The organism is Corynebacterium sp. S7 (assembly GCF_054401105.1).
On sequence record NZ_CM136760.1, the window covers coordinates 2875549 to 2901683 of the forward strand.

Annotated in this window: 24 protein-coding genes; 14 read left to right on the forward strand and 10 right to left on the reverse strand. The window is 59.1% G+C overall.

Annotated elements, in window-relative coordinates; genetic code table 11:
* Nucleotides 1-87: 87 nt before the first annotated feature.
* The 3 genes from ACXZ66_RS13605 (at nt 88) to ACXZ66_RS13615 (ending at nt 4711) form a co-directional block, all read left to right on the forward strand.
* Entirely contained in the window at nt 88-2835 is a 2748-nt protein-coding gene (locus tag ACXZ66_RS13605) for an FAD-binding and (Fe-S)-binding domain-containing protein (protein WP_458751399.1), read from the forward strand.
* A gap of 171 nt (nt 2836-3006) precedes the next feature.
* Nucleotides 3007-3651, forward strand: coding sequence for an NADPH-dependent F420 reductase (locus tag ACXZ66_RS13610; RefSeq protein WP_458749483.1), 645 nt, complete (start codon nt 3007-3009; stop codon nt 3649-3651).
* A gap of 1 nt (nt 3652) precedes the next feature.
* Nucleotides 3653-4711: an LLM class flavin-dependent oxidoreductase gene (locus ACXZ66_RS13615; protein ID WP_458749484.1), complete on the forward strand. Its 1059-nt coding sequence runs from the start codon at nt 3653-3655 to the stop codon at nt 4709-4711.
* A gap of 83 nt (nt 4712-4794) precedes the next feature.
* Here ACXZ66_RS13615 and ACXZ66_RS13620 read toward each other — a convergent pair whose 3' ends face one another.
* Nucleotides 4795-6294 (reverse strand): FGGY family carbohydrate kinase, encoded by a 1500-nt coding sequence (locus tag ACXZ66_RS13620; protein ID WP_458749485.1) that lies wholly within the window; start codon nt 6292-6294, stop codon nt 4795-4797.
* Between the two features lie 157 nt (nt 6295-6451).
* Here ACXZ66_RS13620 and ACXZ66_RS13625 point away from each other — a divergent pair, with 157 nt between their 5' ends.
* The gene (locus tag ACXZ66_RS13625; protein ID WP_458749486.1) at nt 6452-7723 is read left to right on the forward strand and encodes an IS1096 element passenger TnpR family protein; all 1272 of its coding nucleotides are present in this window, start codon (nt 6452-6454) and stop codon (nt 7721-7723) included.
* Here the strand turns inward: ACXZ66_RS13625 and ACXZ66_RS13630 are convergent.
* From ACXZ66_RS13630 to ACXZ66_RS13645, 4 genes are all read right to left on the reverse strand, one after another.
* Nucleotides 7697-8077, reverse strand: a complete 381-nt coding sequence (locus ACXZ66_RS13630) for a DUF202 domain-containing protein (RefSeq protein WP_458749487.1) — start codon at nt 8075-8077, stop codon at nt 7697-7699. The two genes, ACXZ66_RS13625 and ACXZ66_RS13630, sit on opposite strands and share 27 nt — an antisense overlap.
* Nucleotides 8074-8472: a YidH family protein gene (locus ACXZ66_RS13635; protein ID WP_458749488.1), complete on the reverse strand. Its 399-nt coding sequence runs from the start codon at nt 8470-8472 to the stop codon at nt 8074-8076. The genes ACXZ66_RS13630 and ACXZ66_RS13635 overlap by 4 nt, the downstream gene beginning before the upstream one ends.
* Before the next feature lie 45 nt (nt 8473-8517).
* Nucleotides 8518-8952, reverse strand: a complete 435-nt coding sequence (locus tag ACXZ66_RS13640) for a hypothetical protein (protein ID WP_458749490.1) — start codon at nt 8950-8952, stop codon at nt 8518-8520.
* A gap of 76 nt (nt 8953-9028) precedes the next feature.
* Nucleotides 9029-9580 (reverse strand): VanZ family protein, encoded by a 552-nt coding sequence (locus ACXZ66_RS13645; RefSeq protein WP_458749491.1) that lies wholly within the window; start codon nt 9578-9580, stop codon nt 9029-9031.
* 93 nt (nt 9581-9673) lie between these two features.
* Between ACXZ66_RS13645 and ACXZ66_RS13650 the strand changes: the two genes are divergently transcribed.
* Together ACXZ66_RS13650 and ACXZ66_RS13655 are read left to right on the forward strand one after the other, a co-directional pair.
* A complete protein-coding gene (locus ACXZ66_RS13650; RefSeq protein ID WP_458749493.1) occupies nt 9674-10624 on the forward strand; it encodes an acrylyl-CoA reductase family protein in 951 nt (316 codons plus the stop codon).
* Nucleotides 10625-11524 carry a hypothetical protein gene (locus ACXZ66_RS13655; RefSeq protein ID WP_458749494.1) on the forward strand — a complete coding sequence of 300 codons (900 nt, stop codon included), beginning with the start codon at nt 10625-10627 and terminating at the stop codon, nt 11522-11524.
* A 97-nt stretch (nt 11525-11621) separates the two neighbouring features.
* Here ACXZ66_RS13655 and leuS read toward each other — a convergent pair whose 3' ends face one another.
* Nucleotides 11622-14450: a leucine--tRNA ligase gene (leuS, locus tag ACXZ66_RS13660; protein ID WP_458749496.1), complete on the reverse strand. Its 2829-nt coding sequence runs from the start codon at nt 14448-14450 to the stop codon at nt 11622-11624.
* 116 nt (nt 14451-14566) lie between these two features.
* On the opposite strand from leuS, the gene ACXZ66_RS13665 reads away from it, so the two are divergent.
* Both ACXZ66_RS13665 and ACXZ66_RS13670 read left to right on the forward strand, forming a co-directional pair.
* Entirely contained in the window at nt 14567-15373 is an 807-nt protein-coding gene (locus tag ACXZ66_RS13665; protein WP_458749497.1) for a lysostaphin resistance A-like protein, read from the forward strand.
* Between the two features lie 150 nt (nt 15374-15523).
* Nucleotides 15524-15979 carry a cupin domain-containing protein gene (locus ACXZ66_RS13670; protein ID WP_458749499.1) on the forward strand — a complete coding sequence of 152 codons (456 nt, stop codon included), beginning with the start codon at nt 15524-15526 and terminating at the stop codon, nt 15977-15979.
* On the opposite strand, the gene ACXZ66_RS13675 is transcribed toward ACXZ66_RS13670, so the two are convergent.
* Together ACXZ66_RS13675 and ACXZ66_RS13680 are read right to left on the reverse strand one after the other, a co-directional pair.
* Nucleotides 15980-17203: a hypothetical protein gene (locus tag ACXZ66_RS13675; protein WP_458749501.1), complete on the reverse strand. Its 1224-nt coding sequence runs from the start codon at nt 17201-17203 to the stop codon at nt 15980-15982.
* Between the two features lie 201 nt (nt 17204-17404).
* Nucleotides 17405-17596 (reverse strand): DUF4177 domain-containing protein, encoded by a 192-nt coding sequence (locus tag ACXZ66_RS13680; RefSeq protein ID WP_458749502.1) that lies wholly within the window; start codon nt 17594-17596, stop codon nt 17405-17407.
* An 84-nt stretch (nt 17597-17680) separates the two neighbouring features.
* Here ACXZ66_RS13680 and ACXZ66_RS13685 point away from each other — a divergent pair, with 84 nt between their 5' ends.
* Nucleotides 17681-18622, forward strand: coding sequence for a tetratricopeptide repeat protein (locus ACXZ66_RS13685; RefSeq protein WP_458749504.1), 942 nt, complete (start codon nt 17681-17683; stop codon nt 18620-18622).
* Here the strand turns inward: ACXZ66_RS13685 and ACXZ66_RS13690 are convergent.
* Nucleotides 18619-19716, reverse strand: coding sequence for a GTP-binding protein (locus ACXZ66_RS13690; protein WP_458749506.1), 1098 nt, complete (start codon nt 19714-19716; stop codon nt 18619-18621). The genes ACXZ66_RS13685 and ACXZ66_RS13690 overlap by 4 nt on opposite strands.
* 114 nt (nt 19717-19830) lie before the next feature.
* Here ACXZ66_RS13690 and ACXZ66_RS13695 point away from each other — a divergent pair, with 114 nt between their 5' ends.
* The 3 genes from ACXZ66_RS13695 to ACXZ66_RS13705 are packed head-to-tail and all read left to right on the forward strand — an operon-like array spanning nt 19831 to nt 22653.
* Entirely contained in the window at nt 19831-20850 is a 1020-nt protein-coding gene (locus ACXZ66_RS13695; RefSeq protein ID WP_458749508.1) for a FecCD family ABC transporter permease, read from the forward strand.
* The gene (locus ACXZ66_RS13700) at nt 20847-21659 is read left to right on the forward strand and encodes an ABC transporter ATP-binding protein (protein WP_458749510.1); all 813 of its coding nucleotides are present in this window, start codon (nt 20847-20849) and stop codon (nt 21657-21659) included. The genes ACXZ66_RS13695 and ACXZ66_RS13700 overlap by 4 nt, the downstream gene beginning before the upstream one ends.
* A gap of 4 nt (nt 21660-21663) precedes the next feature.
* Complete coding sequence (locus ACXZ66_RS13705; protein WP_458749512.1) at nt 21664-22653, forward strand: ABC transporter substrate-binding protein; 990 nt, start codon at nt 21664-21666, stop codon at nt 22651-22653.
* A gap of 42 nt (nt 22654-22695) precedes the next feature.
* Here the strand turns inward: ACXZ66_RS13705 and ACXZ66_RS13710 are convergent, their stop codons facing one another.
* Nucleotides 22696-23121 carry an OsmC family protein gene (locus ACXZ66_RS13710; protein WP_458749514.1) on the reverse strand — a complete coding sequence of 142 codons (426 nt, stop codon included), beginning with the start codon at nt 23119-23121 and terminating at the stop codon, nt 22696-22698.
* Nucleotides 23122-23197: 76 nt separating this feature from the next.
* Between ACXZ66_RS13710 and ACXZ66_RS13715 the strand changes: the two genes are divergently transcribed.
* Together ACXZ66_RS13715 and ACXZ66_RS13720 are read left to right on the forward strand one after the other, a co-directional pair.
* Nucleotides 23198-23599 carry a YbaN family protein gene (locus ACXZ66_RS13715; protein ID WP_458749516.1) on the forward strand — a complete coding sequence of 134 codons (402 nt, stop codon included), beginning with the start codon at nt 23198-23200 and terminating at the stop codon, nt 23597-23599.
* Entirely contained in the window at nt 23577-25994 is a 2418-nt protein-coding gene (locus ACXZ66_RS13720) for an excinuclease ABC subunit UvrA (RefSeq protein WP_458749518.1), read from the forward strand. Before ACXZ66_RS13715 ends, ACXZ66_RS13720 begins: the two co-directional genes overlap by 23 nt.
* Nucleotides 25995-26135: the final 141 nt, after the last annotated feature.

Consider the following 26135-nt stretch of genomic DNA (forward strand, 5'->3'; position numbering starts at 1 on the left):
CTAGACTGGGTAGCACACAAAATAAAGGGGTCGATCGTGATCACTGATGCCCAGTCCTCCTCCATCCTGACCAAGCTGCGCCGCGACATGCCCACGCGAGCGGCCTATAGTTCCGACGCCTCCATCTTCCGTCGCGTCCCCGCAACCGTTCTCGAGCCCACAGGCACCGACGACATCCGCGCAGGTATCCACCTTGCGCGCGAGAACGGCTGGTCCATCGTGGGTCGTGGCGGTGGCTCGTCGGTAGCTGGCAACGCTATTGGTGACGGACTGATCATCGACACCTCGCGCCACTTCAACTCGATCCTCGCAATCGATCCCGAAGAACGCACCGCCACCGTCGAACCAGGCGTGATCTGCGACGATCTGCGCGCCGCTGCCTCCGAGTTCGGCCTGACCTACGGCCCCGATCCGTCCACACATTCGCGCTGCACCATCGGTGGCATGGTGGCGAATAACGCCTGTGGTTCCCACTCGGTGGCATACGGCACCGCCGCCGAGAACCTCGTTGCGGTCACTCTCATGCTTGCCGATGGCCGCGAGGTCCGCATCACCGAAGATGGCGCCGACGATCCAAGTATCAACGCCGCATTGCGCCAGCTCTACGCCGATAATGCTGCGCTGATTAAGGCAGAGCTCGGTCGCTTCCCCCGCCAGGTTTCCGGCTATGGATTGCACTACCTCGGCTTCGACATGGCCAAGGCGATCGCTGGCAGTGAGGGCACGATTGGCATTATCACGGAGCTCACGGTGCGCCTCGTCGAAAAGCCAGCTCATACGGCGTTAGCCGTGCTCGCTTTCGAGGATGTCTTCGCCGCGGCCGCGGCGGCTCCCCTGTTGCGCCAGGACGGCGTGGCCACCATCGAGGGAATGGGCGGCGACCTGCTCGACGCGCTGCGCTCCAAGCAGGGCCAGTCGCAGGCGGGGTCCAATTTACCTGGTCAGCCGGGTGCGGGCGGCTGGCTCTACTGCGAGACGGAGGGTACCACGCTCGCAGAAGCCATCGCACGGGCACAAAGCTTAACGACGATTGCGTCCACCACCGGATCTGTCGTCGTGCATGATCGTGCGGAAATGCGGGAATTGTGGAAGATTCGTGAGGCGTCGGCGGGCATTGTGACTCGCCTGCCTGATGGCGGGGAGGCCTGGCCGAACTGGGAGGATTCGGCGGTTCCTCCGGAGAATTTGGCCTCCTACCTGCGCGATCTCTACGCGTTGATGGATAAATACCACTACCGGGGTATCCCCTTTGGCCACTTCGGTGAGGGCTGTGTGCACGTGCGCATCAGCTTTGATTTCTCTAATTCGGAAGGCATTGCCTCGTTCCAGGCATTCATGGTTGAGGCGGCGCGGCTGGTGTCGTCCTATGGTGGTTCGCTTTCCGGCGAGCACGGCGACGGACGGGCACGCAGTTCCCTGCTGCGCGAGATGTACTCCCCTGCCATGCGCGACCTATTTGAGCAGTTCAAGCTCATTTTCGACCCCGACCGCATCTTCAACCCGGGTGTTTTAGTGTGGGCTGATTCCGTAACCGACGGGCTCCGGATGGATCCTGCACAGCGCCAGTTTGAGATCACGCCGGTGCATGCGTTTTCCCAGGACAAGGGCAGTTTCACTAATGCGGTGAATCGCTGCGTGGGAGTCTCGGCCTGCCGCTCGATGGATGATTCCATGTGTCCTTCCTTCCAGGTGACGAAGGACGAGGTGCATTCCACGCGCGGGCGCGCCCGAGTGCTGTCAGAGCTTTTCCGGGGCGAGACCGTTACTGGTGACAACGTTGTCGAGGCCCTTGACCTGTGCCTATCCTGTAAGGCTTGTGTCTCGGAATGCCCAGTCAACGTGGACATGGCCACCTACAAGTCGGAGTTTTTGCACGACCATTACAAGGGCAAGATTCGCCCGCGGGCCCACTATCTCATGGGCTGGCTGCCTCTTTTGTCCCATGTGGCGCACAAGTTTCCGCTGGTCCCCCGCGTGGTGGACCTGGCCATGCACACCCCGGGACTCTCTAAAGTGATTGCGTGGGCAGGCGGGTTGGACACCTCTCGCCCACTGATTAACTTCGCACCTAAGTCGCTGCAGAAATGGGCTCACTCGAGGGCTTCTGCCGAGGGTGCTCGCGAAACAGTTGTGTTGTGGCCCGATTCGTTTAACTCCAAGCTGGCCACCGGGCCTGCGAAGGCTGCCGTGGAGGCTTTGGAGGAATTGGGATTTGAGGTTCTGATCCCCGATGGCTTCGTCTGTTGTGGCCTGACCTGGCATTCCACCGGCCAACTCGGCATGACCAAGCAGGTCCTCGAGCACACGGCCAAGGTAATGAAGCCCTACCTAGACCAAGGCCTGACCGTGGTGGGTATCGAGCCATCGTGCACGGTGATGCTGCAATCGGAGGTAGTCGAGCCCTCAGACAATCCAGACTTGGGGAAGCTTGCGCAGCTGACGAAGAGTTTTTCTGAGGTTGTCACTCCGCGGGTCGCTTCGCTCATGGAGGCAGGCGAGCTGAGTAAAACACCAGGTGACGTGCTTACTCAGGTTCATTGCCACGAGCAATCATTGGGAAACCCCTCGAATTCTTCTAGGCTATTAACTCTGTTAGGCATGTCGGAACAGCACATCCAGACTGGCTGCTGTGGCCTAGCGGGCAACTGGGGCTACGAGGCAGGCCACGGGGAAATCTCCCGCGAACTCGGGGAGCGTGAGCTGTTTCCGCGCGCCCGCGCGCACGAAGGGATCATTGCCGCCGAAGGTTTCTCCTGTCGCACCCAAGTAGAGCAGGGCACGGGCAAGCAGGCTGCGCACATCGCCGAGATTCTGCGAGATGCGCTGCGAAAATAGCACTGGCCAGCCGATTTACTATCGACGGATCGTGGATTTTTGGGCCAACCCGGGGCTCAGACCCGCGATTGGTCGATAGTGCTCCCGGTTAACCAACTGCCAAGGTTGTTGACGTGTCACAAATAAAACTGTAATCTTAAAGCAATTACAACAACTAGCTCGAGGTTAGCAATGAGTGAACCACGCTCGATCGGAATCTTGGGTGCTGGCAAGGTTGGAACCGCCATCGGTCGCCTCGCCGTCACCGCAGGTTACACGGTAAAAATAGCCACGGCCCGACACGCTGAAGAAATTAAACTCCTCACCGAAATCATGGTGCCCGGCGCGCAAGCCGTGGACGCAGAAGAAGCCGCCGAGGCGGACCTCATTATCGTGGCCATCCCGCTGCGCAAATACAAGGAGCTTGACCCAGAGCTGCTTGCGGGCAAGGTCGTCGTGGACGTGATGAATTACTGGGAGCCCACCGACGGGGAACTGGCAGAGTTCGACGATCCCAACCTGACAAGTTCCCAGGTTGTGGCCAATCACCTGCATAAATCCACGGTCGTGCGCAGCCTCAATCACATCGGCTACCACGATATGGACGAGGACTCCCGCGCCCCGGGCGCCCCGGATCGCCGCGCGCTCGCTGTGGCGGCGGATGACAATGAGGCGAAGGCGCTCGTCGCAAAGCTTATTGATGCTTTGGGGTTCGATCCCGTCGATGCTGGCACCCTGCACGACGCGAAGCTGTTCAACAACGGGACTGAGATTTTTGAGGGCTCGCACAATAAAGACCAGATGAAAGCGCTGCTCAGCGCGAAAGTAGAGGCATAAAATGGCACCGAAAATGGAAATCGGCGTGTACTCGTTCGGCGACACACAGCGCAACGAGGACGGTAGCTTGCGGTCGACGGGCGAGGCGATCCAAAACTTGTTCGAGGCAATTACGCTTGCCGACGAGCTGGGGTTGGACTATTTCGCCATCGGTGAGCACCACACGGAAACCATGCCGATGTCCTCGCCGGGCACGATCATCGCGGCGGCTGCGGCTGCCACCAAGCAGATTACGCTCAGCTCTGGTGTCTCGGTGATTAGTACCGACGATCCGGTGCGCATCTACCAGCAGTTTTCCATCGCTGATGCGATTGCGGGTGGCGGGAATCGCATCGAAATTATTGCCGGGCGTGGCTCCTCGACTGAGACCTTCCCGCTATTCGGCTACAGCTTGAATGACTACGACGAGCTCTACGCCGACAAGTTGGATCTGCTGCTCAAACTCAATGACAACCCCGAGGTGAATTTTAGCTGGGAGGGGAGTACTCGGCCGACGATTGATAACCTGCCGGTCGTGCCGAAACCTGTTTCCGGCAAGCTGCCAATCTGGCTCGGTACCGGCGGAAACCCCGGTTCCTCCATGCGCGCGGGGCAGCTGGGCATGCCGGTGTCTTACGGCATTATTGGTGGCAAGCCTACTCGATTCGCTCCGCTGACGCAGCTGTATCGTCAGGCGGGCAAGCAGGCCGGCTTCAGCGATGAGCAGCTCAAGGTCTCGGTGGCCACGATTGGTCTGGTGGCGCCAACGAATGAAGAAGCACTGGAGCGGATGCTTCCCGGGTGGATCAATATGAACTACGAAATGCAGGAACGCCGTGGCTGGAGTGAACCCGATACCCGGGCTTACTACGCGCAGGCTGCAATGGACGGCGCGTACTTCTTGGGCAACCCGGACGTGGTGGCTAAACGCATCGTGGACCTTTATGACCACATGGGGCACATGCGGCACTTCCTGCAGATGGATATCGGCTCGACACCCCACGAGTACATCCTGGAGGCCATCCGGCTGCTTGCCACCGAAGTAAAGCCGCGCGTGGATTACCTGATGGCTAAAAAGTAGCGCTGAGCTGTAGATTTGATATCGACCAATATGGTGTTTTGGGCCCTGTTCGGGCGCTCAGACCCACGATTGGTCGATAGTAACTACACCAATTTGGCGTAGAGCTCGTCGAAACGTGCGCGCCAGGCGTCGAAGTACTCGGCGCGGGAGGCAACAGGGGAGACTGGGTCGCTAAATGGCGGGATAGCGCGCTCGATGCCCGGTGCGATCACGTCCAAAGCGATGATTGCGGTGCCGCGCAGGGTCGCGCGCTTCATAGCCAGCGGGATGACCTCACAGTCGAGGGCATCGGCGAGAATCTGCAGCCACTGCGGGTGATCCGTGGAGACGCGACCCGAGGCAACGATGCGCTCTGGCTGGGCGCCTGCGGTATCTAGCTGCTCGTAGACGCGCTCGTAGGAAACAGCGATGCCTTCGAAGAGGCCGCGCCACAAATCCAGGGGAGTGGTGTCGTCGCTAATGCCGACGAAGGAGGCCTTTGCGTTGGCGGCCCAGCCGGTGGCGCGCTCGCCGGAGAAGAAGGGGAGCACCTCAGGGGCGTGGCCGGAAGGGTCGCCGGAGAGGGCTTCGGCAAGCTCGTCGGGGTCGACCTCGGTGACCACGCGTTCCAACCAGGCCACGGCGCGGCCCACGTCGTTGAGCGCACCGCCGACAATTGCCTGGTCCCGGGAGACTCGGTAGCACCACAAGCCCTCGGGCAGGACCTCGGGGACCTGGGGCAGCAGCACGCGCATCGCGCCGGAAGTCGCAGCGGCAACGGCAATTGTGGAAGGGGCGGTGGCGCCGGGGCCCACGTTGGACGGCCAGCCGTCGGGGATGCCGTGGAACCAGGGCACGCCGTCGAGGGCTTCCCAACCGGTGCCGGTGGGGTAGGCAGGCTCGTCGGGGTAATGCAGGGGAGCGATCATCTGAGCCGGCACGTTGCAGGCCTCGAGCAACTCGGTGTCCAGCTCACCGGTGTGCGCGTTGACTATGCCAGACCAGGCGCCGGTGGAGACGGCTAGGCCTACAACATCGGCAAGCTTGAGATAGACGTATTCGCCAATGGTCATGACCCATTTCGCCTGGTTCCATTCATCTGCAAACTCCGACTGCGCCCAGAGGAATCGCGCGGGGTGATAGGAAGTATGCACACGGACGCCGTTGCGTTGGTGGTACTGGGATTCGTCGATAAGCGAACGCACTTCTGCCACGAACGGTGCGCACCGCGAGTCGGCATAGGTGGCGCACTGTGTGAGAGCATCGCCGGACTCGGAGACCAGCATGAACGACGAGGCGAAGGAATCGAAGCACACGCCCTTGATCTGCAGGTTGTTCTCGGCGGCGAAGGCGACGATGCCGTCGGCAACCTCGCGGCACTCGGCGACAACCTGGTCAGGGTCGATCTGGCTGGTGCCGTCGGTCGCCGTGGAGAACTCGTGCGCAATGCGCTGCTTCGAGCCCTTGACGGGGCGCCCGGAAACATCGTAGAGCCCGCCGCGGGAAGCTGTGGACCCAACGTCCATGGCTAACACGTACGGACCTGCCGATTCCTCCAGGTGAATCGACATGGTGGGGATCTTCTTTTTCGCTGGGGCCGACATCGAGGGCTCCTTTGGCAAGCTATTGGGATAGTAAATCGATAGTTTCTAGCTTATTCACCCGAAGTATGCGCGGGGTGCAATTACCCCGATAATCTCTGCTTGTACTCTGTTTCATCTCACCGCGCGGGTTGGGCCGTTCTCTCGTAGGGTATTGGACATGATCGTTTCGCTCCTCATCACCGTGGAGGGTTCCAAGCCCGAAATGTCCCGGTTGCTCAATGTGGAAGACTCGACGAATCTGGGGGAATTAGCCAATATCATCGAGGCCGCATTCGGATTCTCGGGGATGGCCACACACATGTACATGGACTCCACTGGCCCCACCCGCCACGTGTATGCACCGCAGCCCAGCCTGGGTGAGATCGCGGAGGATTCCGTGACCGTGGCCGAGATCGGTCCGACTACCTACGTTTACGATTCGGGCGCGAATTGGAACCTCGCCATCGTGCCTTTAGGACAGTCCGATATTGATGGGCCAACCCCATTATTGGTCGATGCACTAGGCCCTGACGTGGTCGAAGCCAGTGGCGGCCCCTCCATGATGACACGCTTTCACCACGAGGCACGTCGCCTGTCCGCCGGGCTCGTGCCCGACATGGAGGTCGCCCCGTTGCTGCTGAGCTTCCTGCCCGTGATGAGCCCCGAGCGGATCCTACAGCGCCTCTCGGTCGCCGACCACGTCTCGGTGTCCGAGCGCATCTCTTATGTTGCCGAGGAGATGCAACTTAATGCCGCCTCCCGCGCCCCCGAGGATTCGCGTGCGCCTCAGCTGGCCAATGAGTTCGAGCACTTCCTCGAGCAGCGCCCTGACCTGCAGCAAATCATGTCGCTTGATCCGCGCCCGGAGCACAACCCGACGCTGGTTGCCGCCATTGCCGAGTTCTTCTCGGAGAACCTCGCCGACCAAGATGACTACGACGATGGCTTCGATGTCATGCAGCACAACCTCTCGGTCCTGCTCGACTACGCCGCCGAGGGCCTCCCCCTCACCGACGCGGGCGAACTCCGCGAGGGCGACGCGCGCATCATCGGCGAGGAAATCGGCCTGTCACCGCTGGCCAGCGCCCGCCCGGTCGACGCACTGCGCGAAGCACTCACCGCCACCAAGGTGCTCGAATCGCAGGGCGGAATTCTCACCCTTTCCAAGCTCGGGCATTCGCTTATCGACGACATCCCAACCCTGGTTACTCACCTCGTCGATAAGCTGCCGCAGGCATTCCCTGCCGCAGAATGGCCCAGCGTGCTGATGTGGCTGACCTCTTTCTCCGGGGCTCACCCGGGGCAGGCACCAACGCTGTCCGATCCCGAGCGCGCCTTGGACGTGTTCGTGGGCATGGGCGTGCTTTCGCCTGAACCCGGAAACTCCATGACCACCTCGGGTCAGCGGTTCTTGGCGCAGCTGCTAGACCGCCACGCTAACGAGGTATAAGCCAATTCCGCCAAGAACCGAAAGGCCCAGGGTCATCGCCAGGACTGACGCGATGTTCGGCTCGAGGCGTTCTTGTGCGATTCCGTGGGCTTCGCGGGAGTAGCGGGCGCGCTGGGTGACCACGATAAAGATCGCCAGGACGGTCAGGATACCTATGGCGACGTAAACTACGGCGGGGTAGTGCCATGACCAGCGCAAAAGGGTAGCGGAGCACACCAACATAGCCAGCGAGGTGCGGGTCCAAGCAAGGGTGGTGCGCTCGGGTTGCAGGCCCGGGTCGGTCACGGGAATAGTGCGCGGGCTGGGACGTGAGCGCGGGCGCTGGCTGGGGCGCTGGCTGGGGCGCTGGCTCATAGCAGGCTCGTCAACACAATCAGGGAGCCAACTACCACCGCAAGGCCCAGCACAGGAATAATCGCAGGCACCGGCAGGGGGCGACTGTGGCGCATCGCCCGCTCGACGCGCATCCACCGGACCGCAGCACCCAGCGCGATCAACATGCCGATAATGATGATCAGAATTGCAGCTATGCGGCGCAGCTCGGGATCCAACGTAGGAATCTGGAAGGCCTCTAGGGCGATTCCGCCAGCAAGGAAGGCCAAGGCTGTGCGCATCCAGGCGAGGAAGGTGCGCTCGTTGGCTAGGGTGAACCTGGGATCGGGCTCGTCGCCATCGGGGAAAATGGCGCGGGCCAGGGCGGATCGGTCATCGGTGGGCTCGTGCTCCGCCTCGCTGCGCTTTTCAACCATGCCCCTAGTGTATGGTGCACGGCATACTAGGGCGATGCGGCGGAGCTAGTTTTTGAGATTGCGTTTACGACCCCGACGCTTCGAACTATAGGCGTCTATCGCGGCGTTGTACTGACCAAGCCAAAAGGCTTCCTTTTCCTCTGGCGTAGCATCTGCGGCTAAGAGCCCCATGCTCCTCGCAAGGTTAAAGAAGCCCTGACCAGGCTTATTTTCATTGCCGTACATCACGATCGCAGAAAGTAATACATTGTTCTCGTCGTAGCTCTTCTCCGCAACATCACCGAGCAAATCACCAATCGCGTTTCGACCTTCGGGGTGCTCAAAATTAAACGCCTCCTGGCCGGTCGATTCTTTTAGCTCTAGGTTCAATTCAGTGTAGGTTACAGTGCTTCCTCGCCCTGCCTTCTTCTTCAAGTAAGCGAATGCTACCGATACAAGCTCGTCCCATTCTTCTTCGGTACGGCCATGCTTTAGTTCCACGTTCAGCTCCTTTGTCGTTTAACTCAAGGCTAATACTTAACGCAGACGCTTTGAGGCCGTTTCTCGAACATTTGCTCTAGAGGGCAGCAACTACAAACGGCAGCACCACAATCAATCCGGCAGCAATAATCAGCCCGACCATTGTGTACTTGCCCTGCAGGCTCAGGTGCTTGGCCAGCAGCGCTCCCAGAACCGCGCCGAGGGTGTTGAAGATGAGGTCGTCGATATCTGTGTACCCCAACGCAAAGATGTACTGAGTCACTTCGATGAATGCGCTGGCGCCTAATCCGACGAAAAATGCCGTGCGAATTGGCCTGCGAGGCGCAAAGATGAGCACCAACAAAAACCCGACCGGAATGAACAAGAAGATGTTCCCGCCGACGTTGAGAAGTGGGCCGTACCACACATTAGGGTGGAAAAACTCATAAAAGGGGATGGGGCGAATCTCGCGACGCAGGTGCACCGCAGCATTCCAGAAGGGAAGATCGACGAACCCTTTGAGCAGCGTGTAACACACGATCGCGGCAACAGACACAACGGCAGCAACCCATGCCGAAGCCCGGAGGCCTCGCCCGGCCCGGGGAGTCTGCGTGGGAGTCTGCGTGGGAGTAGTTGCTGTGGGAGTCACTCGGTTCACGTTAGTAACTTCGCCTGGGCACTTGCTGTGAGGCGATGGAAAAATCCCCCGACAATCACGCCCCGCTCGCCTACGCTTGGAGGCATGACTTCCACACTTCTCGTAACCGCCGACGGCACGCAACTCGTCGATACGCAAGACGAGCATGCCGGCACCGGCGACACCACCCTCAACCTGACCTACTCCTCCGTCAACTACAAGGATGCGCTCGCACTCAACGGCAACAAGGGTGTCGTGCGGGTGTGGCCGATGGTGCCTGGCATCGACGCGGTGGGCACCGTCGTGGAATCGCCCACGCTAGCAGCGGGCACGCTAGTCACCGTTAACGGCAACGGCATCGGCGAGACGCGCCACGGCGCCTACACCCCGCGGATGCGCATTGACGCTGATTTGATCACGGTCGTGCCTTCGCGTTTCGACGACTTTTCGGCCGCCGCCATCGGTACCGCCGGCTATACCGCTGCGCTGAGTGTGATTGGCCTCGGCGACTTTGACGGTGACGTCGTGGTTACAGGTGCCACCGGCGGCGTGGGCTCTATTGCAGTGCAGCTGCTTTCCTCGATGGGCAAGCACGTCATTGCGGTGACTGGTCGCGTCGACGAGTACGGCGACTACCTGCGCTCCCTGGGAGCTGCCGAGGTCATGGACCGCGCAGAAATTTCCGAGCCAGGCAAGCCCCTACAAAAGGGACGCTTCGCCGCCGCCGTGGATACTGTGGGTGGCGTCCCGCTGGCCAACGTGCTCGCCCAGGTGAAGATGGGTGGCGTGGCCACTGCCTGTGGAAACGCCGCCACCGCCGACCTTCCCACTACCGTGTTGCCATTCATTCTGCGCGGAATCACGCTCAAGGGCATCAACTCAGTTACTGCCACGCCTGAGCTTCGCGACGAGGCCTGGCAGCTTTTGGCCGATCACCTCGACCTAGATTCCCTAGCTTCCATGACCGACACAGTCGACCTCGCAGGTGCCATCGAGACCGGCAAGTCGCTGCTGGCAGGTACCCACCACGGTCGCACGGTGGTTAAAGTGTCTTAAATGACCGATCTCATTCTGGAATCCGACTCTGGTTCAGTTGAACTTTCCCTCCCCGAGGGTTGGACCGCCACCGACCTGACTGCTGAAATCGATTCGGCATTCGGCCTGTCCGGTGGCACGTTCAGCGACGATCCCGTCAAGACACTGACCACCCCGGGCCAGTCCATCACTTATTCCGCCGGTGGGGTAGAGGTCGCCGTGACAGTGACCGGCGAGCTCGGCGTCTGGGAGATGATCGCAGGCGCCTACCCGCGCCTGACTCCGCTGATTCGTGCAGCCAACCTTGAGCAGTACAGGCAGCTTAACGACGACGACCTTCGCTCTATCTCCGAACACATCGGTAAGGTACTCGATCCGATCATCGAGGAAGTCTCCGAACAAGACATCGAGTATCCCCAGGTGCCGGTGGGCTCTACCCTGCAGACCGTGCCTTTGGCCGCGGGCTTTACCGGCGAGGGAGAGGCAGAGCGTGCAGCATCTTCCCTGGTCAAGCTACTCATTTCGGCCGAGCTGGTAAAGTACCGCCGCGATTCCTTGAAGCCCACCAACCTTGGCGAGGCCTGCCTCGACCGCGACGTCGAGTACGTCATCGCCCTCGAGCAATCCTTCCCGTGGGTGTTCAATGCCAACGAGCAGGTCGAAGCCATCGTGAGCACCCTGTTCGCCTACCTAGGTCAGAACAAAGCTGGATCCTTGTTGGGCGTGGATTCCCGCGACGTGGACAACGCATACTCCGAGGTCATCCACGAAATCACCGGTAATCATGTCACCCCAACTACCACCCTGAACCGAGATTTGCGCACGCTGCTGGGCTTGGAGAAGCTCAACCCGCTAGTGGGAACGCTGCAGCCAACCGCAGTGGGCAAGAAGCTGATGGGCTACCTACTCGCACAAATGTGAAGGTTTGGAATCGACCAACAGGCCTTTTCCGGCCTAAAACTGGCCCCGAAACCCCGGTTGGTCGATTCCAGTATCGACCAACCGCAGCGCCTGGAGGCTACTTCACCACCAGGTTGACCATGCGACCAGGCACGACGAAGGTTTTCACCACGTTCTTGCCGTCGGTGAGCTCAACTACCTTGGCATCAGCCAAGGCGATGGCTTCCAGCTCGTCCTTGGAAGCCTCAGCAGGAACCTGGATGCGAGCCTTGACCTTGCCGTTGATCTGCACTGGGATCTCAACCGTGTCGTCGACCAGCCACTTCTCGTCGAACTCAGGGAACGGCACAAACGTGATGGATTCGGTGTTGCCCAGGCGTTCCCACAGCTCCTCAGCAATGTGCGGTGCCAGCGGGGAAACCATCTGCACCAGTGGCTCAACGGCGGCGCGTGGAACCAGGTCAGGGTAGGTTTTGGTCAGGTAGTTCACGTATTCGATGAGCTTGGCCACCACAGTGTTGTCGCGCAAGTTTTCGTAATCGTCGGCAACGCCTGCGATGGTGCGGTGGAGGTGCTTGTTGTCCTCGTCAGTCAAACCATCTTCGGAGAGCAGCACCTGGCCGGTTTCTTCGTCGATAAGCAAACGCCACAAACGCTGCAAGAAGCGGTGCGATCCGACGACGTCCTTCGTTGCCCACGGGCGCGAGGTGTCCAATGGGCCCATGGACATTTCGTAGACGCGCAGGGTATCGGCGCCGAATTCCTGGCCGATCTCGTCGGGAGCCACGGCATTCTTCAGGGACTTGCCCATCTTGCCGTACTCCTGGTTGACCTCTTCGCCCTGGTAGTAGAATTTTCCGTCGCGCTCTTCCACCTCGGCGGCTGGGACGTAAACGCCACGAGAATCCGTGTAGGCGTACGCCTGGATGTAGCCCTGGTTGTAGAGGCGGCGGTACGGCTCCTTGGAGGTGACGTAGCCCAAATCGTAGAGCACCTTGTGCCAGAAACGGGAGTAGAGCAGGTGCAACACGGCATGCTCGACGCCGCCGACGTAAAGGTCCACGCCGCCCGGATCGTTCTCGGAGCGAGGGCCCGTCCAGTACCGCTCGTTTTCAATGTTGCAGAACTCTTCGGAGTTGTGTGGATCGATGTAGCGCAGCTGGTACCAGGACGAACCCGCCCACTGTGGCATCACGTTGGTGTCGCGGCGGTACTTCTTCTCGCCGTCGCCCAAATCCAGGGTGACGTTGACCCAGTCCTCGGCCTTGGCCAGTGGGGGAGCCGGCTCGGAATCTGCGTCGTTCGGGTCGTGGGAGACTGGGTTGTAATCCTCAACCTCGGGCAGCTCCACGGGCAGCATGGAATCAGGCAGCGCGTGGGCGTGGCCTTCCTCGTCATACACAATGGGGAACGGCTCGCCCCAGTAGCGCTGACGAGCAAAGAGCCAGTCGCGCAGCTTGTACTGGATGCGCGCGACCCCCTTGTTGTTGGCCACCAGCCATTCGTTTGCTGCGTCGATGGCCTCCTGCTTACCCAGGCCGTTGAGGTCTAGGCCTTCGCTATTGGCGGAGTTCACGTGCTCACCCTCGCCGGTGTAGGCCTCCTCAGCGATGTTGCCACCTGCGACAACTTCACGAATTGGCAGGCCGAAGGCGGTGGCGAACTCATAGTCGCGCTCATCGTGCGCCGGCACAGCCATGATCGCACCAGTACCGTAGCCCATGAGCACGTAGTCCGCGATGAAGACAGGAATCTCCTCGCCATTGACCGGGTTCACAGCGTAGGAGCCGGTGAAAGCGCCCGTTTTCTCCTTGTTTTCCTGGCGCTCCAGGTCCGACTTCGCGGCAATGTCGCTCTTGTACGCGGCAATTGCCTCAGCAGGGGTGGACTTGCCGTAGGTCCAGCGCTCGTCCACGCCTTCAGGGTACGCATCAGCAGTAAGCTTTTCGACGAGCTCATGCTCCGGCGCGATGACCATATAAGAGGCACCGAACAGGGTATCCGGGCGGGTGGTGAACACCTTCAGCTCGTCGCCATTGGAGGAGAAGACGACCTCGGCGCCGCGGGAGCGACCAATCCAGTTGCGCTGCATGGACTTGACCTTCTCCGGCCAATCCAACAGCTCAAGGTCATCGAGCAGGCGATCCGAGTATGCGGTGATGCGCATCATCCACTGGCGCAGGCGCTTGCGGAAAACAGGGAAGTTGCCCCGCTCCGAGCGACCGTCGGCGGTGACCTCCTCATTTGCCAGCACGGTGCCCAGACCAGGACACCAGTTCACCATCGAGTCAGAGAGGTAGACCAAACGGTAATCATCAATAGCTTGGCGCTGCGCATCCGCGTCCAGAGCGGCGTAATCGCGACCATCTTTGGTTTTGCGCTTGCCGGAGTTCAATTCGCTAACAAGCTCGTCGATCGGACGCGCCTTCTGCTGCTCCTCGTCGAACCATGCATTGTAAATCTGCAGGAAGATCCACTGCGTCCACTTGAAATACTCCGGATCCGTGGTGGCAACGGAGCGACGCATATCGTGGCCGAGACCAAGGGAGGAGAGCTGCTTGCGCATGTTTTCCACGTTCTTCATCGTGGTTGTGCGCGGGTGCGTACCGGTTTGGATTGCGTACTGCTCTGCGGGCAGGCCGAATGCGTCATAGCCCAGCGTGTGCAGAACGTTCTTGCCGCGCATGCGGTGGTAGCGCCCGTACACATCGGTAGCGATGTAGCCCAGCGGGTGGCCTACGTGCAGGCCAGAACCCGATGGGTAGGGGAACATGTCCTGGACGAAGAGCTTCTCTTCGGGCAGCTTTTCATCCGTGGCTAAGTCACCGACAGGATTGGGCGCGTTGAACGTACCGTTGTCCTTCCAGTACTTTTGCCACTTCTTTTCAATGTCGTTGGCCAGCTCGGCCGTATAACGAAAAGCAGGTCCCTCAGTCGCATTGGTCATGGTTAGACAGTGTAGTAGGCGCACTAGACACGTGGGGAGCTAGGGCACGCTGGGCGGGATCAGAATAATTGTCTTATGCTTTTGCAGTCGAAAACTTCCGTAGCGAAAGGGTCAGCATGGTTGTAACGCAGACAGAATTAGAAGACAGTGAATCGTCGCGAAGCGAAAAGCCTTTCGCCCTCGCTGCTGTATGGATTGTGCTCATGGCACCCTTGTCGCTAGGGCTGGGAGCACTGCAGCCCTTCACGCCGGTGCCTTATGAAGTGTTCCCACTAATTATGCTGGGCCCAGCGCTGGCAGCAGCGGTGTGCCACCTGGCGTTTCGCGGTTGGTTTCCACCTCAGGCCCGCCCAAGCACAAAGGTAGTGCGCATGTGGGTTGCGGTGGCAGTGGTCAGTGCATTGTGCTTTACGACGATGGTCGTGGCACTTCCCGCCGGCCCGTACCCTTTCTATCCTGAGGGCTGGAGTGCGGTGTTGGGGATTCCTGCTGTTGTTTTCGGGCTAACGATTGCCAGTTGGTGCGAGGAAGTTGGCTACCGTGGCGTGATGTATCGGGCGCTGGCTGCCCGGTGGGCCCCGTGGCTGTGCGTTGTTGTCAATGGCTCATTTTTCGGTCTAGCTCACTTGCAATATTTTGGAGCAGGATTGGTGCCTGTGGCGTTGTTTGTCCTAGCAGCAATCTTCATCGATGTGGTGATGGTGTCGCTTTGGTCGGGGCAGTGGTGGCATCGCGTTCTGGTAGCTGGGGCCTTCCATGCGATTGTGAATATTTCCATGCAGATGCGCGGTTCGGAGATGGTGACGGTGGCTCCGTATGCGGCGATGGCAGGAGTGCTCGGAGTCTGCGCTGTGGTGGCGTATTTTCTGGGACGGTGGCTGGGGATTGGAGACTTCCACGGTGTTCGCGAGGAGCGCATTTGACGATCTGAGGAAACCCACCCTTCCCTCTACCCCTACCCGGACCCAACTACTTTCATTAAGCTAATGAACATAAGGAGTGCGCTAATTTTTCGGACTTCACCAGGCACATTGGGGCACTCTCCATTTCTTTAATCGGAAAGGTAGATCACCATGAACAGCAGGAAAATCGAAGGCGTCAATCCGATCGACGAGAAATACATCGACGAGCGCGAAATGGTCTCCGAAGGCGGACCACTTGGCCCCGAAAACTACCACGACGGCCGCTCCACAGAGAAAAACATTCAGCAGCTCACCGACGACTTCCTCAAGAAGGCCCTCGTCTCCGAGAAGGGTAGGGAAGCGAAGCTCCTAGCCAAGGACGGTCCGCTCCGCCAAACGGTGATTGCTCTGCGTGCCGGAGAGGTAATGGCTGAGCACAACTCCCCACCGGCTGCCTCTGTTTTCGTGCTTCACGGATACCTCAAGGTCACAGGCCTCGAGGAAGAAACGGTGAAGGCTGGCGAGATCAAGATCCTGACCCACCAGCGCCATTCGGTTGAAGCGCTGCAGGACGCAGTATTTCTTCTCACCACCGTCACTGGCGTGGACACCGAATCTAAAGAGTAGCTACGCAACAAATTCTTCCGCTAGGTAAGACAGCGCTGGCTCCATACATTGGGCGATGCCGTAACCGACGATCAACTTGCCTAAATCGGTAAGTTGATCGTGCTCCATGGTGAACGGCTTTGTTTTCTGTATGCCCAGAACCTGGCGCAGAATGTAATTCATCGCGTACGCGTGCAAGGCTTCTTGCGTGCCCGGCTGGTGGCAGTACTGGTGGATCAGTTCAGCCTGTTCAGCTGCAGGAACTCCCAGTGCCCGCTCGGCCTTCGCAGGCCCCAGGTAGGCGATCATGGCATCCATAAGCGCGATGGGAGTGTCGGTCTCACCAATCGAATAAGGTGTTGCCCGAATTACTGCGGGAACAAACAGAGATGGGTCCGATAGGGCATCCCGACCAAGCTCAGTAAGAACGATGCCACCACAACCCATATCCACATCGGCGAGCCCGGCTCCCATCAGGAATGCAGTCAGCGTGATCTGCTGCAGTTGTTCGTCGATATGTTCCATCTTCTTTGTATTGCGCTTAAACCAGCGACGAAGATGCTTGTCAGGCACCATCGTCCCCTTCAAATCCACGTGTGGATGCCGCTGATCAATCAAACGCAGCAGAGAACTCAGCCTGCCAGCGAGGTGCGCTGCCATGCGATCAATATCGTCCTGAGGCATGTAAACATGTTCATCCACGAAGTCGCACGCGGTCAGTAGGGTTATCACTTCATCGTTGTGTTTATGTTCTTGACCAGTCCTTTTCGACATTACATATTTCAGCATTGCAACCCGTGCCTGCCTATGAACCTCATTTGGATCGAGATCCGTCGGCTCCGCCGAGGGTGGATCCACAGCTTCGGCCGCGACCAGTTCCTGGATCACCGGCGACTTCCACAGAATGCCTCGCACCCACCCCTTTTCAAGGTCTGTGAGCGGAACTCCATCCGTACCAAGCCCACAGAACTGCAAGGTGAAAACTGCATCCTCCAGCGCCTCATCGACTTCGCTGAGATCCGGGGTATACCCAAAGCCCTCCTGGAAAGCATCGGCGACTTCAGCATCGAGATCGTAGCCGTCCATCGCGACCGCTACCAGCACTAATGCAACTTCAAGGCTACTCAACGGTATCTCGGTACCTATATGCACCAGTCCTAGGTCAATGGGCTTCTCATGCATTTCTGCCAGGTCATACAGTTGCGCCAAAGCGCTAATTTCGTGGTCAATGGTCGGTTTGGACATGGCGATTTCCCCCTCTAGGTATCACCGGCCAAATGTTCAGGCCGGGTGTTCGTTCTAAAGCGCATATCGGACCTCCCCCAAGGCCCTCGGATGAATATGCTGACTCCCAACCTAAACTGCGCACGCCATATGCGCTAGACCAGCGAAAATAGCCTGTGGATAACCCGCTTTAAAAAAGGGGTTATCCACAGAAACCGGACATTATGGCTTCTCGAACACAATCAACAAGCCATCTGTGCCACCTGGACCAACACGACCCTTTACCGAGGCAGTGGTCATAGACTTATAATTCCAACCGTCTTTGGCGTGCTCGTTGAGCACCTTTTCAATCTTCTTCGCGTTGAGCTTGTCGCCGACGAGGCCTTCGCGCATTTCTACAACTTTGTATTCCATAACCCGAGGATACGTCGCGCAATCCGCATAGGTAAGATGTTGCTTATTGCCATTCATTTCCATTAAAGCGTTAGGCTGAGTCCCATGAGCGAGCACTTCCACGATTCCTGCACCCCCGATCTCCAGCGGGACCTCGAGGTCACGGGCCTCAAAGCGCCCCACAGCCACGACCACTCAGCCCACGACCTCACGCCAACCCAGCACGCGCTGCCGATCGTGCAGGTCACAGCGCTAAATCTCGAAGACGAAGTGATCAAAAGATCCGCAAAAGTCCCCGTTTTCGTACTCATCGGTTCGCCGGTTCAACATGGCATGAGCAAGCTATCCACGCAACTGCGTACACTTGCGGAAAGCGCTGGCCTGCGTTGGATTCTGGGCATAATCAACCCGGATCTGGACCCCGTCGCGGCCTCACACTTCCGTCCGCGCCAGCTCCCGTGCGTGTACGCCGTGGCCGACGGGGCGAGCATTGCCCTCTTTGAGCCGGGACAGCCCGGTCGCGATATTGCCGATTGGGTCACGGAGATCCTGAACCGCATCGGCACCCAGCTCCCCGGCCTCGACCCCGAGGAAATCCCCGACCAGGCCGATCCAACACCAACGCACGGGCACGATCCGCGGTTGCTTCAGGCCGCAGAAGCCGTCGATGCGGGCGAGTTTGAGCATGCAGTTTCGCTTTACGACGACCTCCTGGCCGCCCAACCTAACGATCCAACCCTGCTCCGGGCCCGCGCAGCAGTCTCGGTGCTTGTGCGCGCAGAGCACATTGACCGCACCACCGACCCGCTCGCCAGGGCAGCAGTGGCTCCAAAAGATGTGGATGCCGCCCTCGATGCCGCCGACGTGGACGTGATTCTCGATTTCCCGGCGCGCGCTGTGAACAGGCTATCCGGTCTAATTGAGTCTGCCTCAAAAGTAGAGCGAGAGGTACTGCGGGTTCGGCTGCTGGAACTGATGCGACTACTCGACCCGAATGACCCGGTGATTCTTGTAGCGCGAGAGCGGATCGCTAGCGCGGTACTTTAGTTCACCGCGCCGAGGAGGGTAGACACCTCGTCGTCGCTAAGTGTTGCGGCCTCGAGCTGGCGGAGCAGTTCCTGACCGTCGAAATCAATGCCGATGAGGACAACTTCGCTGCCTGGCGTCATGTCCGAACCTGCCCAATAGGCCGCCGGGCGAATGGAAAGGTCGGGGCCGGCCTGGTGCCAGACCTGGACAATGTCGAGGTGATCGGAAATCCAGCAGTAGCCCTTGGAACGCACAAGACCCCGTGAGCTGCGCAAAACGCCCAGGAGGCGCTGCTTGTCGAAGGGGCGATCCGAGCGGAATACAACGGAGCTGATGCCGTACTCCTCCGTCTCTGGGGTGTGCGGGTTCTCCAATTCCTCGGTGTAGCCTTCGTAGGCGCGGGCGGTAGCTTCGTCGTAAAGCTGTGCTCCCAGAATCTGATCGATCACCGAGCGACCTTCGACCTTGCCGTTGTCCAGCACCTCCACGCGGGCGCGCGGGTTCATGGCCTTGACCAGGCCGATCGTGCGCTCCTCGCGCTCTGGGGTGACCAGATCGGCCTTGGTGATGTAGATGCGATCGGCGAATTCGACCTGGTCGATGAGGAGATCGGCGACGGTGCGCTCGTCCTCGGGGGTGGCGGCGCGGTCGGCGTCGGCGAGCTTGGTGCGGTGGCCGAGTTGGTCGATGAATTGGACGGCATCGACGAGGGTGACCATGGTGTCGATGGGCGCGACATCCGCCAGGCGCGTGCCGTCTTCCCACTGCCATTCAAAAGTGGCGGCAACGGGCATTGGCTCGGAGATGCCGGTGGATTCGATGAGGATGTGGTCGAAGCGGCCGTCTTTGGCAAGGGTGCCGACGGATTCGACGAGGTCCTCGCGCAGCGTGCAGCAGATGCAGCCGTTGGAGAGCTCGACGAAGCGGTCTTCGCCGCGCGTGAGCTGGCCTTCGGCCTCGATGAGGGCGGCGTCGATATTGATTTCGGAGAAATCGTTGACGATCACTGCGATTTTCTTGCCGTTACTGTTCGCCAGTACTTCGTTGAGCAGCGTGGTCTTGCCCGAACCGAGGAAGCCTGAGAGGACGGTCACGGGGGTCGTGGAGGCCATGAGGGTCCACCTTTCTGAAGACTGTTTTCACTAACACTTGAGAGTGTAGCGGAATTGTTGCAAACGATATTCATTCGCATTAACGTGTCTTGCGTTAACGCAGGAGGAGGATCCATGAAACGCGCGCTCACCATCCCAATAATGGCGCTGGTCACCGTCGGTTGCTTCGTAGCTGCTGTAGCCATCGGACCTGTTTCTATTCCTGCGGATCAAACAGCAATTATCATCTTCAAAGCACTCTTTGGCCTGGATACATCGGAACTAAAAGACTCACTGGTAGTAACCCAGATCCGTTTGCCACGTGCGATCGTCGCAATGCTTGTTGGTGCAGCACTTGCCGTCAGTGGGGCAGTGATGCAAGCCGTTTTCCGCAATCCGCTCGCAGATCCGGGAATTATCGGTGTGTCATCTGGAGCAGCCACCGCTGCGGTACTTTCCATCGTGACGGGCTTCGCCGCCACGTGGACCTGGGGTCTTTCCGCATCCGCATTTGTCGGGGCGTTGTTAACGGTGCTGCTGGTTCAAGTCGTCGCTGCCACACGAGGTGGTGGGCCAGCAACATTAGTGCTGGTCGGCGTTGCTTTCAGCGCATTTCTAAGCGCAATAACGTCGGCTGCGATTTCCAACGCTCCGACCGACTCCGAGATCCGCGGCATCACTTTTTGGCTGAATGGAGACCTCGTCGCCCGCGACTTCTCACACGTCAAGATCGCGCTCGTTCCGATCATTGTCGGCCTATGCATCGTGATGTTCATGGGACGCGACCTCAACATCATGCTGATGGGCGACACCGCAGCCCGCTCGACGGGAGTAAACCTACGCTTGATTCGCGCCATCCTCCTCACCGTTTCTGCGCTACTCACGGCGACCGCAGTCTCTGTTTCGGGTGTGATCGGGTTCGTCGGATTGGTCGTTCCTCACCTCGTGCGGTTAGTCATCGGCCCCGATCATCGTCTACTAATTCCTACTGCTGCGCTAACTGGAGCCAGCTTCCTTCTTGTCGCCGACACAATTGCTCGAATGCTCTTTAGTCCCGTAGTTTTGCAAACAGGCACTGTCGTCGCCTTTATCGGCTCGCCCGTATTTTTATGGCTCCTGCTGCGAACACGGGAGACAAAGAGGTTCGCCTCATGATCGAAGGGCACTCGATAACCGTTCCCGGGATACTCTCCCAGATTAACTTCATCGCAGAGTCAGGCCAGGTCACCGGCATTATCGGCCCGAATGGCGCAGGCAAGTCCACCTTGCTTAGCGCTCTCAGCCAGTTGCACGACAAGGCTCGAGGCACAGTAGAGGTCGATGGTACGGCTATCAACGGATATAGCGACCGTCAACGAGCACGGCTTATTGCTACCTTTCCGCAAAACACCTCATTGGATTTCGATTTCACCGCCCGCGAGGTAGTTGCCTTCGGCAGGCACCCACATCGAGGTCGGCTCGACCGCGAGACCGACCATGACCGCAATGTCGTTCGCGAGGCTATTGCACGCGTCGGGGCAGAGTCTTTTGCCGATCGGCCCGTACCACAGCTGTCGGGAGGGGAGCGCCAGCTCACCCACATCGCGCGTGCACTCGCGCAAGCAACGCCAGTGATGCTTCTCGACGAGCCCGTGAGCGCCCTCGACCTACGCCACCAATTGGTGGTACTCAATCTCCTGCATTCACTTGCGAAGAAGGGGAGCACCGTGGTGACGGTTCTTCATGATCTCAGCCAGGCCGCGAGGTTCTGCGATCAGCTCGTCCTTATCGCCAACGGACAAGTGTGTGCCACCGGCCCCCCAGAAAAAGTGCTTCTACCTGATATTTTGGCTCAAACCTACGGAGTACACGCCAGTATTAGGCGCAATCCAGATACCAACTCCGTAGACGTCACTGCGCTTTATCCCGTCTCTTTTGGCGATAAAGCAGCCCATTCAGCTACTACACCACCTAGTAAGGAATAAATTTATGACTTCTCGTTACAAGCGTCTCGCCGTCGTTCTTCCTGTGGCATTTGCTCTCACAATGGGCGCTTGCAGCTCGAATTCGAGTGCTGATACTTCGGCGGCCAGTGAAGCTAACGGCTCCACCGCCTCGTCCGCTTCGGAGTCGGGTGCTTCCGCATTCCCTCGCGATGTGGCAGTGGGGGAGGAAACCGTGCACGTGGCTGAAGAGCCTCAGCGCATTGCCATCTTGTCTAGCGATGCAACCAATTTGGTGCAGCAACTCGTCTCGATTGACCGCATTATTGCGGTTCCTGATTCCGGCGGCGAGAACCCACCTGTGGAGACTATTCTTCCTGGTGGCGCTAATGCTGATCCAGAGCAAGTGCTCGCCCTCAATCCTGATCTTGTTATCCTCACTGCTCGCCACGGCGCTGAGCAAGATGCGTCCACACTCTTGGAACAGGCGAATGTACCCACCGCCTCTTTTGATTCAGACTCCTGGGCAAGCATCGATGGAATGCTTACGGCACTAGCCACACTTGGTGAGCTCACTGGTTCAGAAGTTAAGGCCAGCGAGCTTACAGCGGAAGTAAACACCAAGCGCGACGAAACTCTTGCGCAGATCGACGAAAACGAGCATCCACGAGTCCTAACCCTCATGGCACGTGGCAACAGCAAAATGATCATGACCTCCACGACGATGCTTAATGGTCTGGTACGAGAGGCCGGTGGCGTACCAATCGTCGACGAGCAAGAAATCGTTGGATCCGCCTCTGCCGACCCAGAGCAAGTTGTTGCTTTGGCTCCCGATGTCATTCTTATCGAGGATTTCCGCGGTCAAGGGCGGGAGCAATTTGCGGACCTTATCAATAGCCCAGCTCTCGCCGAGGTACCTGCCATTTCAGAAGGTCAGGTGCACTATATGTCCCGAACGACCACAGGATCATCGGCTGGAACCCAAGCAGTAGAGGGTTTGCGTGAGGTTGCTGAAGCAATCGGGACCTTGAAGTAATCGGTAGATTTCAAACGCAATGTTTCACGTGAAACATTTGCCCTAACTCAGATTCTCAAACGTCACGTTCGTCTCGTGCTCGACCGTCCGAGAAACAGTGCAATCCTTCTCATGTGAGATACGAATCAGGTTATCCACCAGGCCCTGCGCCTGCTGACCTGCCTTATCGTCAGGGAAGTGGACAGTAAAACCAACGCGGACATCGCTTAAGCGCGAAGCACCTTCCTCATTCACGCGGTCGCCTTCGACGTGGACCGTGAATTCGGTGGGCTCCGATCGTCGAGAAGTAACTACGTCCACGTCTACTGCGGTGCACCCTGCGAGCGCCGCAAGTAGCACCTCAACGGGAGTCATCAGGCCTTCACCCTGACCGAATTCGATGCTTCCGCCCTTGCCATTTGTTGCCTTGTAATGCCTCTGCGATTCGCGCGTGAGGTCGATGGAATAGGTCCTTGTAATCTCAGCCATGACACCACATTACGCGCGAACAAAAGCACTGATCGGCAACTTCAAAACATCAAACTAAAGTTGTACAGTGATAGATATGCTTAAACCGATCCTGATCACCGTGGGAGTGATTTCACTCGCCCTCGGCGCGCTCGGAATCGTGCTCCCCATACTTCCCACAACACCATTCTTGCTGCTCAGCGCTTTTTGCTTCGCCCGCAGCTCGGACCGCCTGCACAACTACCTGCTCAACCACAAGGTATTCGGCACCTACATCTCCAATTACTACAACCACGCGATGACGCCGAAGCACAAGGCCCGCACGCTTACCGTCATGTGGCTGGGCATCATCATCTCCGCGCTTCTTATCGGCGCCACCGCGACCTGGATCGTCCTGCCCATCATCGCGGTGCTTGTGACCATCCACATCTTTCGGCTCAAGCCCCAGCCCGAGAAGTCACGCGTAACCTGGGAGCATGCTCCAACCCACACACATTGAGGTCCGTGGCGCGCGCGTCAACAATCTCAAGAACATTGATATAGATATCCCGCTCGGCCAGCTCGTTGCCATCGCAGGTGTGTCCGGTTCGGGTAAATCCTCGCTCGCCATGGGAGTCCTCTACGCCGAGGGCTCGCGCCGCTACATCGAAGCGCTGTCCACCTACACCCGCCGGCGCATGAGCCACGCCCCGCGCGCGGATATCGATCGCGTCACCCACGTCCCCGCCGCCCTCGCACTGCGGCAACGCCCCTCCGTGCCAGGCGTGCGCTCCACCTTCGGCACCACCACCGAGCTACTCAACGTCGTCCGCCTGATGTTTTCCCGCCTTGCTCGCCACAAATGCCCCAATGGTCACTACAACGAGCCCAGCCTCAATGTCGCAGCCGAAAAGCCCGTGACCTGCGCAACCTGCGGCGTCCAATTCAATCCTCCCGGCGCGGAATCGCTCGCCTTCAACTCCGACGGTGCCTGTCCCACCTGCGAGGGCCTCGGCACAATCCGCGAAGTCGACGACGCCAGCCTCATCCGCGACCCCGCCCAATCCATCGACGAAGGCACCGTCCTGCCCTGGCAAGTCTTCGGCTTCAACGTCCAACCCGACATCGTCCGCGAGTTCGGCGTGCGCACCGACGTCCCATGGCGCGACCTCGAAGACTGGGAAAAGGACATCGTCCTGGACGGCCCCGAGGAAAAGAAGCACATCACCGTCACCACCAAAAAGGGCGTCCACGACCTCGATTTCACCTTCCGCAACGCGCGCCTCACCGTCACCGAAGAACTCAAACGCGCCGACAACGAAAAACGCCTCGCCAAAGTCGCACGCTTCCTCACGGAGCGCACGTGCCCCAGCTGTCACGGCACAAGGTTGTCGGAAGAGGCAAGGACACCGCTTATCGACGATTCCTCCCTGGCAGATGTCACAGCCCTCACCTTGCGCGAAGTTATGGACTGGGCGCAACACGTGCCCGACACGGTCCCACAACCCATGCGCCCAATGGCGCTGACGCTCAGCGACACCCTCACCCACATGGGCGCCCGCCTCGTCGAACTCGGCTTGAGCTACCTCTCGCTCGACCGCGCCGGTAATACTCTTTCCACCGGCGAGCGCCAACGCGTCCAACTCGCGCGTGCGGTACGCAATGAAACTACCGGTGTGCTCTACGTTCTCGACGAACCCTCCATCGGATTGCACCCTTCCAACATCGAAGGCCTCCAGGGCGTGATCCGCGACCTGCTCTCTGGCGGCAACTCTGTGGTTATGGTTGACCACGATCCACGCGTGCTTGCCGAGGCCGACCACCTCATCGAGATCGGCCCGGGGTCTGGCCGGCACGGGGGAGAGGTCACTGCTCAAGGCACCATCGAAGAAGTGGCCGACAGTCTGATCGGTGGCTACATCACCGGCCGCACCTCAGTGGATGCACGCGAGCAGCTCGGGGAGGCAGAAGAATACATCCACATCACCACCACGCCACTGCACACGGTGCATGCGCTGGACGTGAAGATCCCCGTTGGTCGCATGACTTCGGTGACGGGAGTTTCTGGCTCGGGTAAGACAACCCTTGTTCTCGATTCGCTCGTACCTGCGCTACAAGGAAAGAATCCAGAGCACGTGTCGTCGATAAGCAATGGTGGCGTTCGGACCGTGCACGTCGTCGACGCGACGCCGATCGGCGCGAACGTGCGCTCCACCGTGGGCACGTATACGGGAGTTCTTGATCAGCTACGGCGCGAATACGCCAAGGTCAGCGGCCTGAAACCTGGGGATTTTTCCTTCAATACGGGCAAGCTCAAGTGCCCTGAGTGCGAGGGTACCGGAAAGATTTCCCTGGACGTGCAGTTTCTGCCGGACGTGGATATCACCTGCCCGGAGTGTGGCGGATCGCGGTACGCTCCCGAGGCCAGCGAGTACAAACGCGACGGTCTCGCCTTGCCTGAGCTTCTTGCGATGACTGTCGACGAGGCGCTCGAGCATACCGAGGACTTGGCGAAAGTGCACCGCACTTTGCAGGCGATGAGTGATGTTGGCCTTGGCTATCTCACGCTTAACGAGTCGACACCCGCACTTTCTGGAGGTGAGGCACAGCGCCTCAAACTGGTCGGGGAGCTACATCGTAAGCAGGAGAGCGCGTTGTTTGTCTTCGACGAGCCGACGGTTGGTCTGCATCCGCAGGACGTGGCTACGTTGATCGGGGTGCTACAGCGACTGATTGACAAGGGCGCGACGGTGCTGGTTATTGAGCACGACCTAGATCTGATTCGAAATTCCGACTATATCGTCGACCTGGGTCCGGGCGGGGGAGTCGACGGTGGCCGCGTTGTTGCCGTGGGCACCCCGGAGGAAGTGGCTGCGAATCCGGAGAGCGTGACGGGGCGGTACCTGGGGGAGTAGGTGATGTTTCACGTGAAACATTTACCAATTATTGCATAGATGAAAGCTATTTATGGTGGTGCGGACATGTATTAATTTGCTTCCGAAAGACTCAGGGAAATTAGCACGATCTTTAGAACAACAATTGGTTTCCCGAAACTG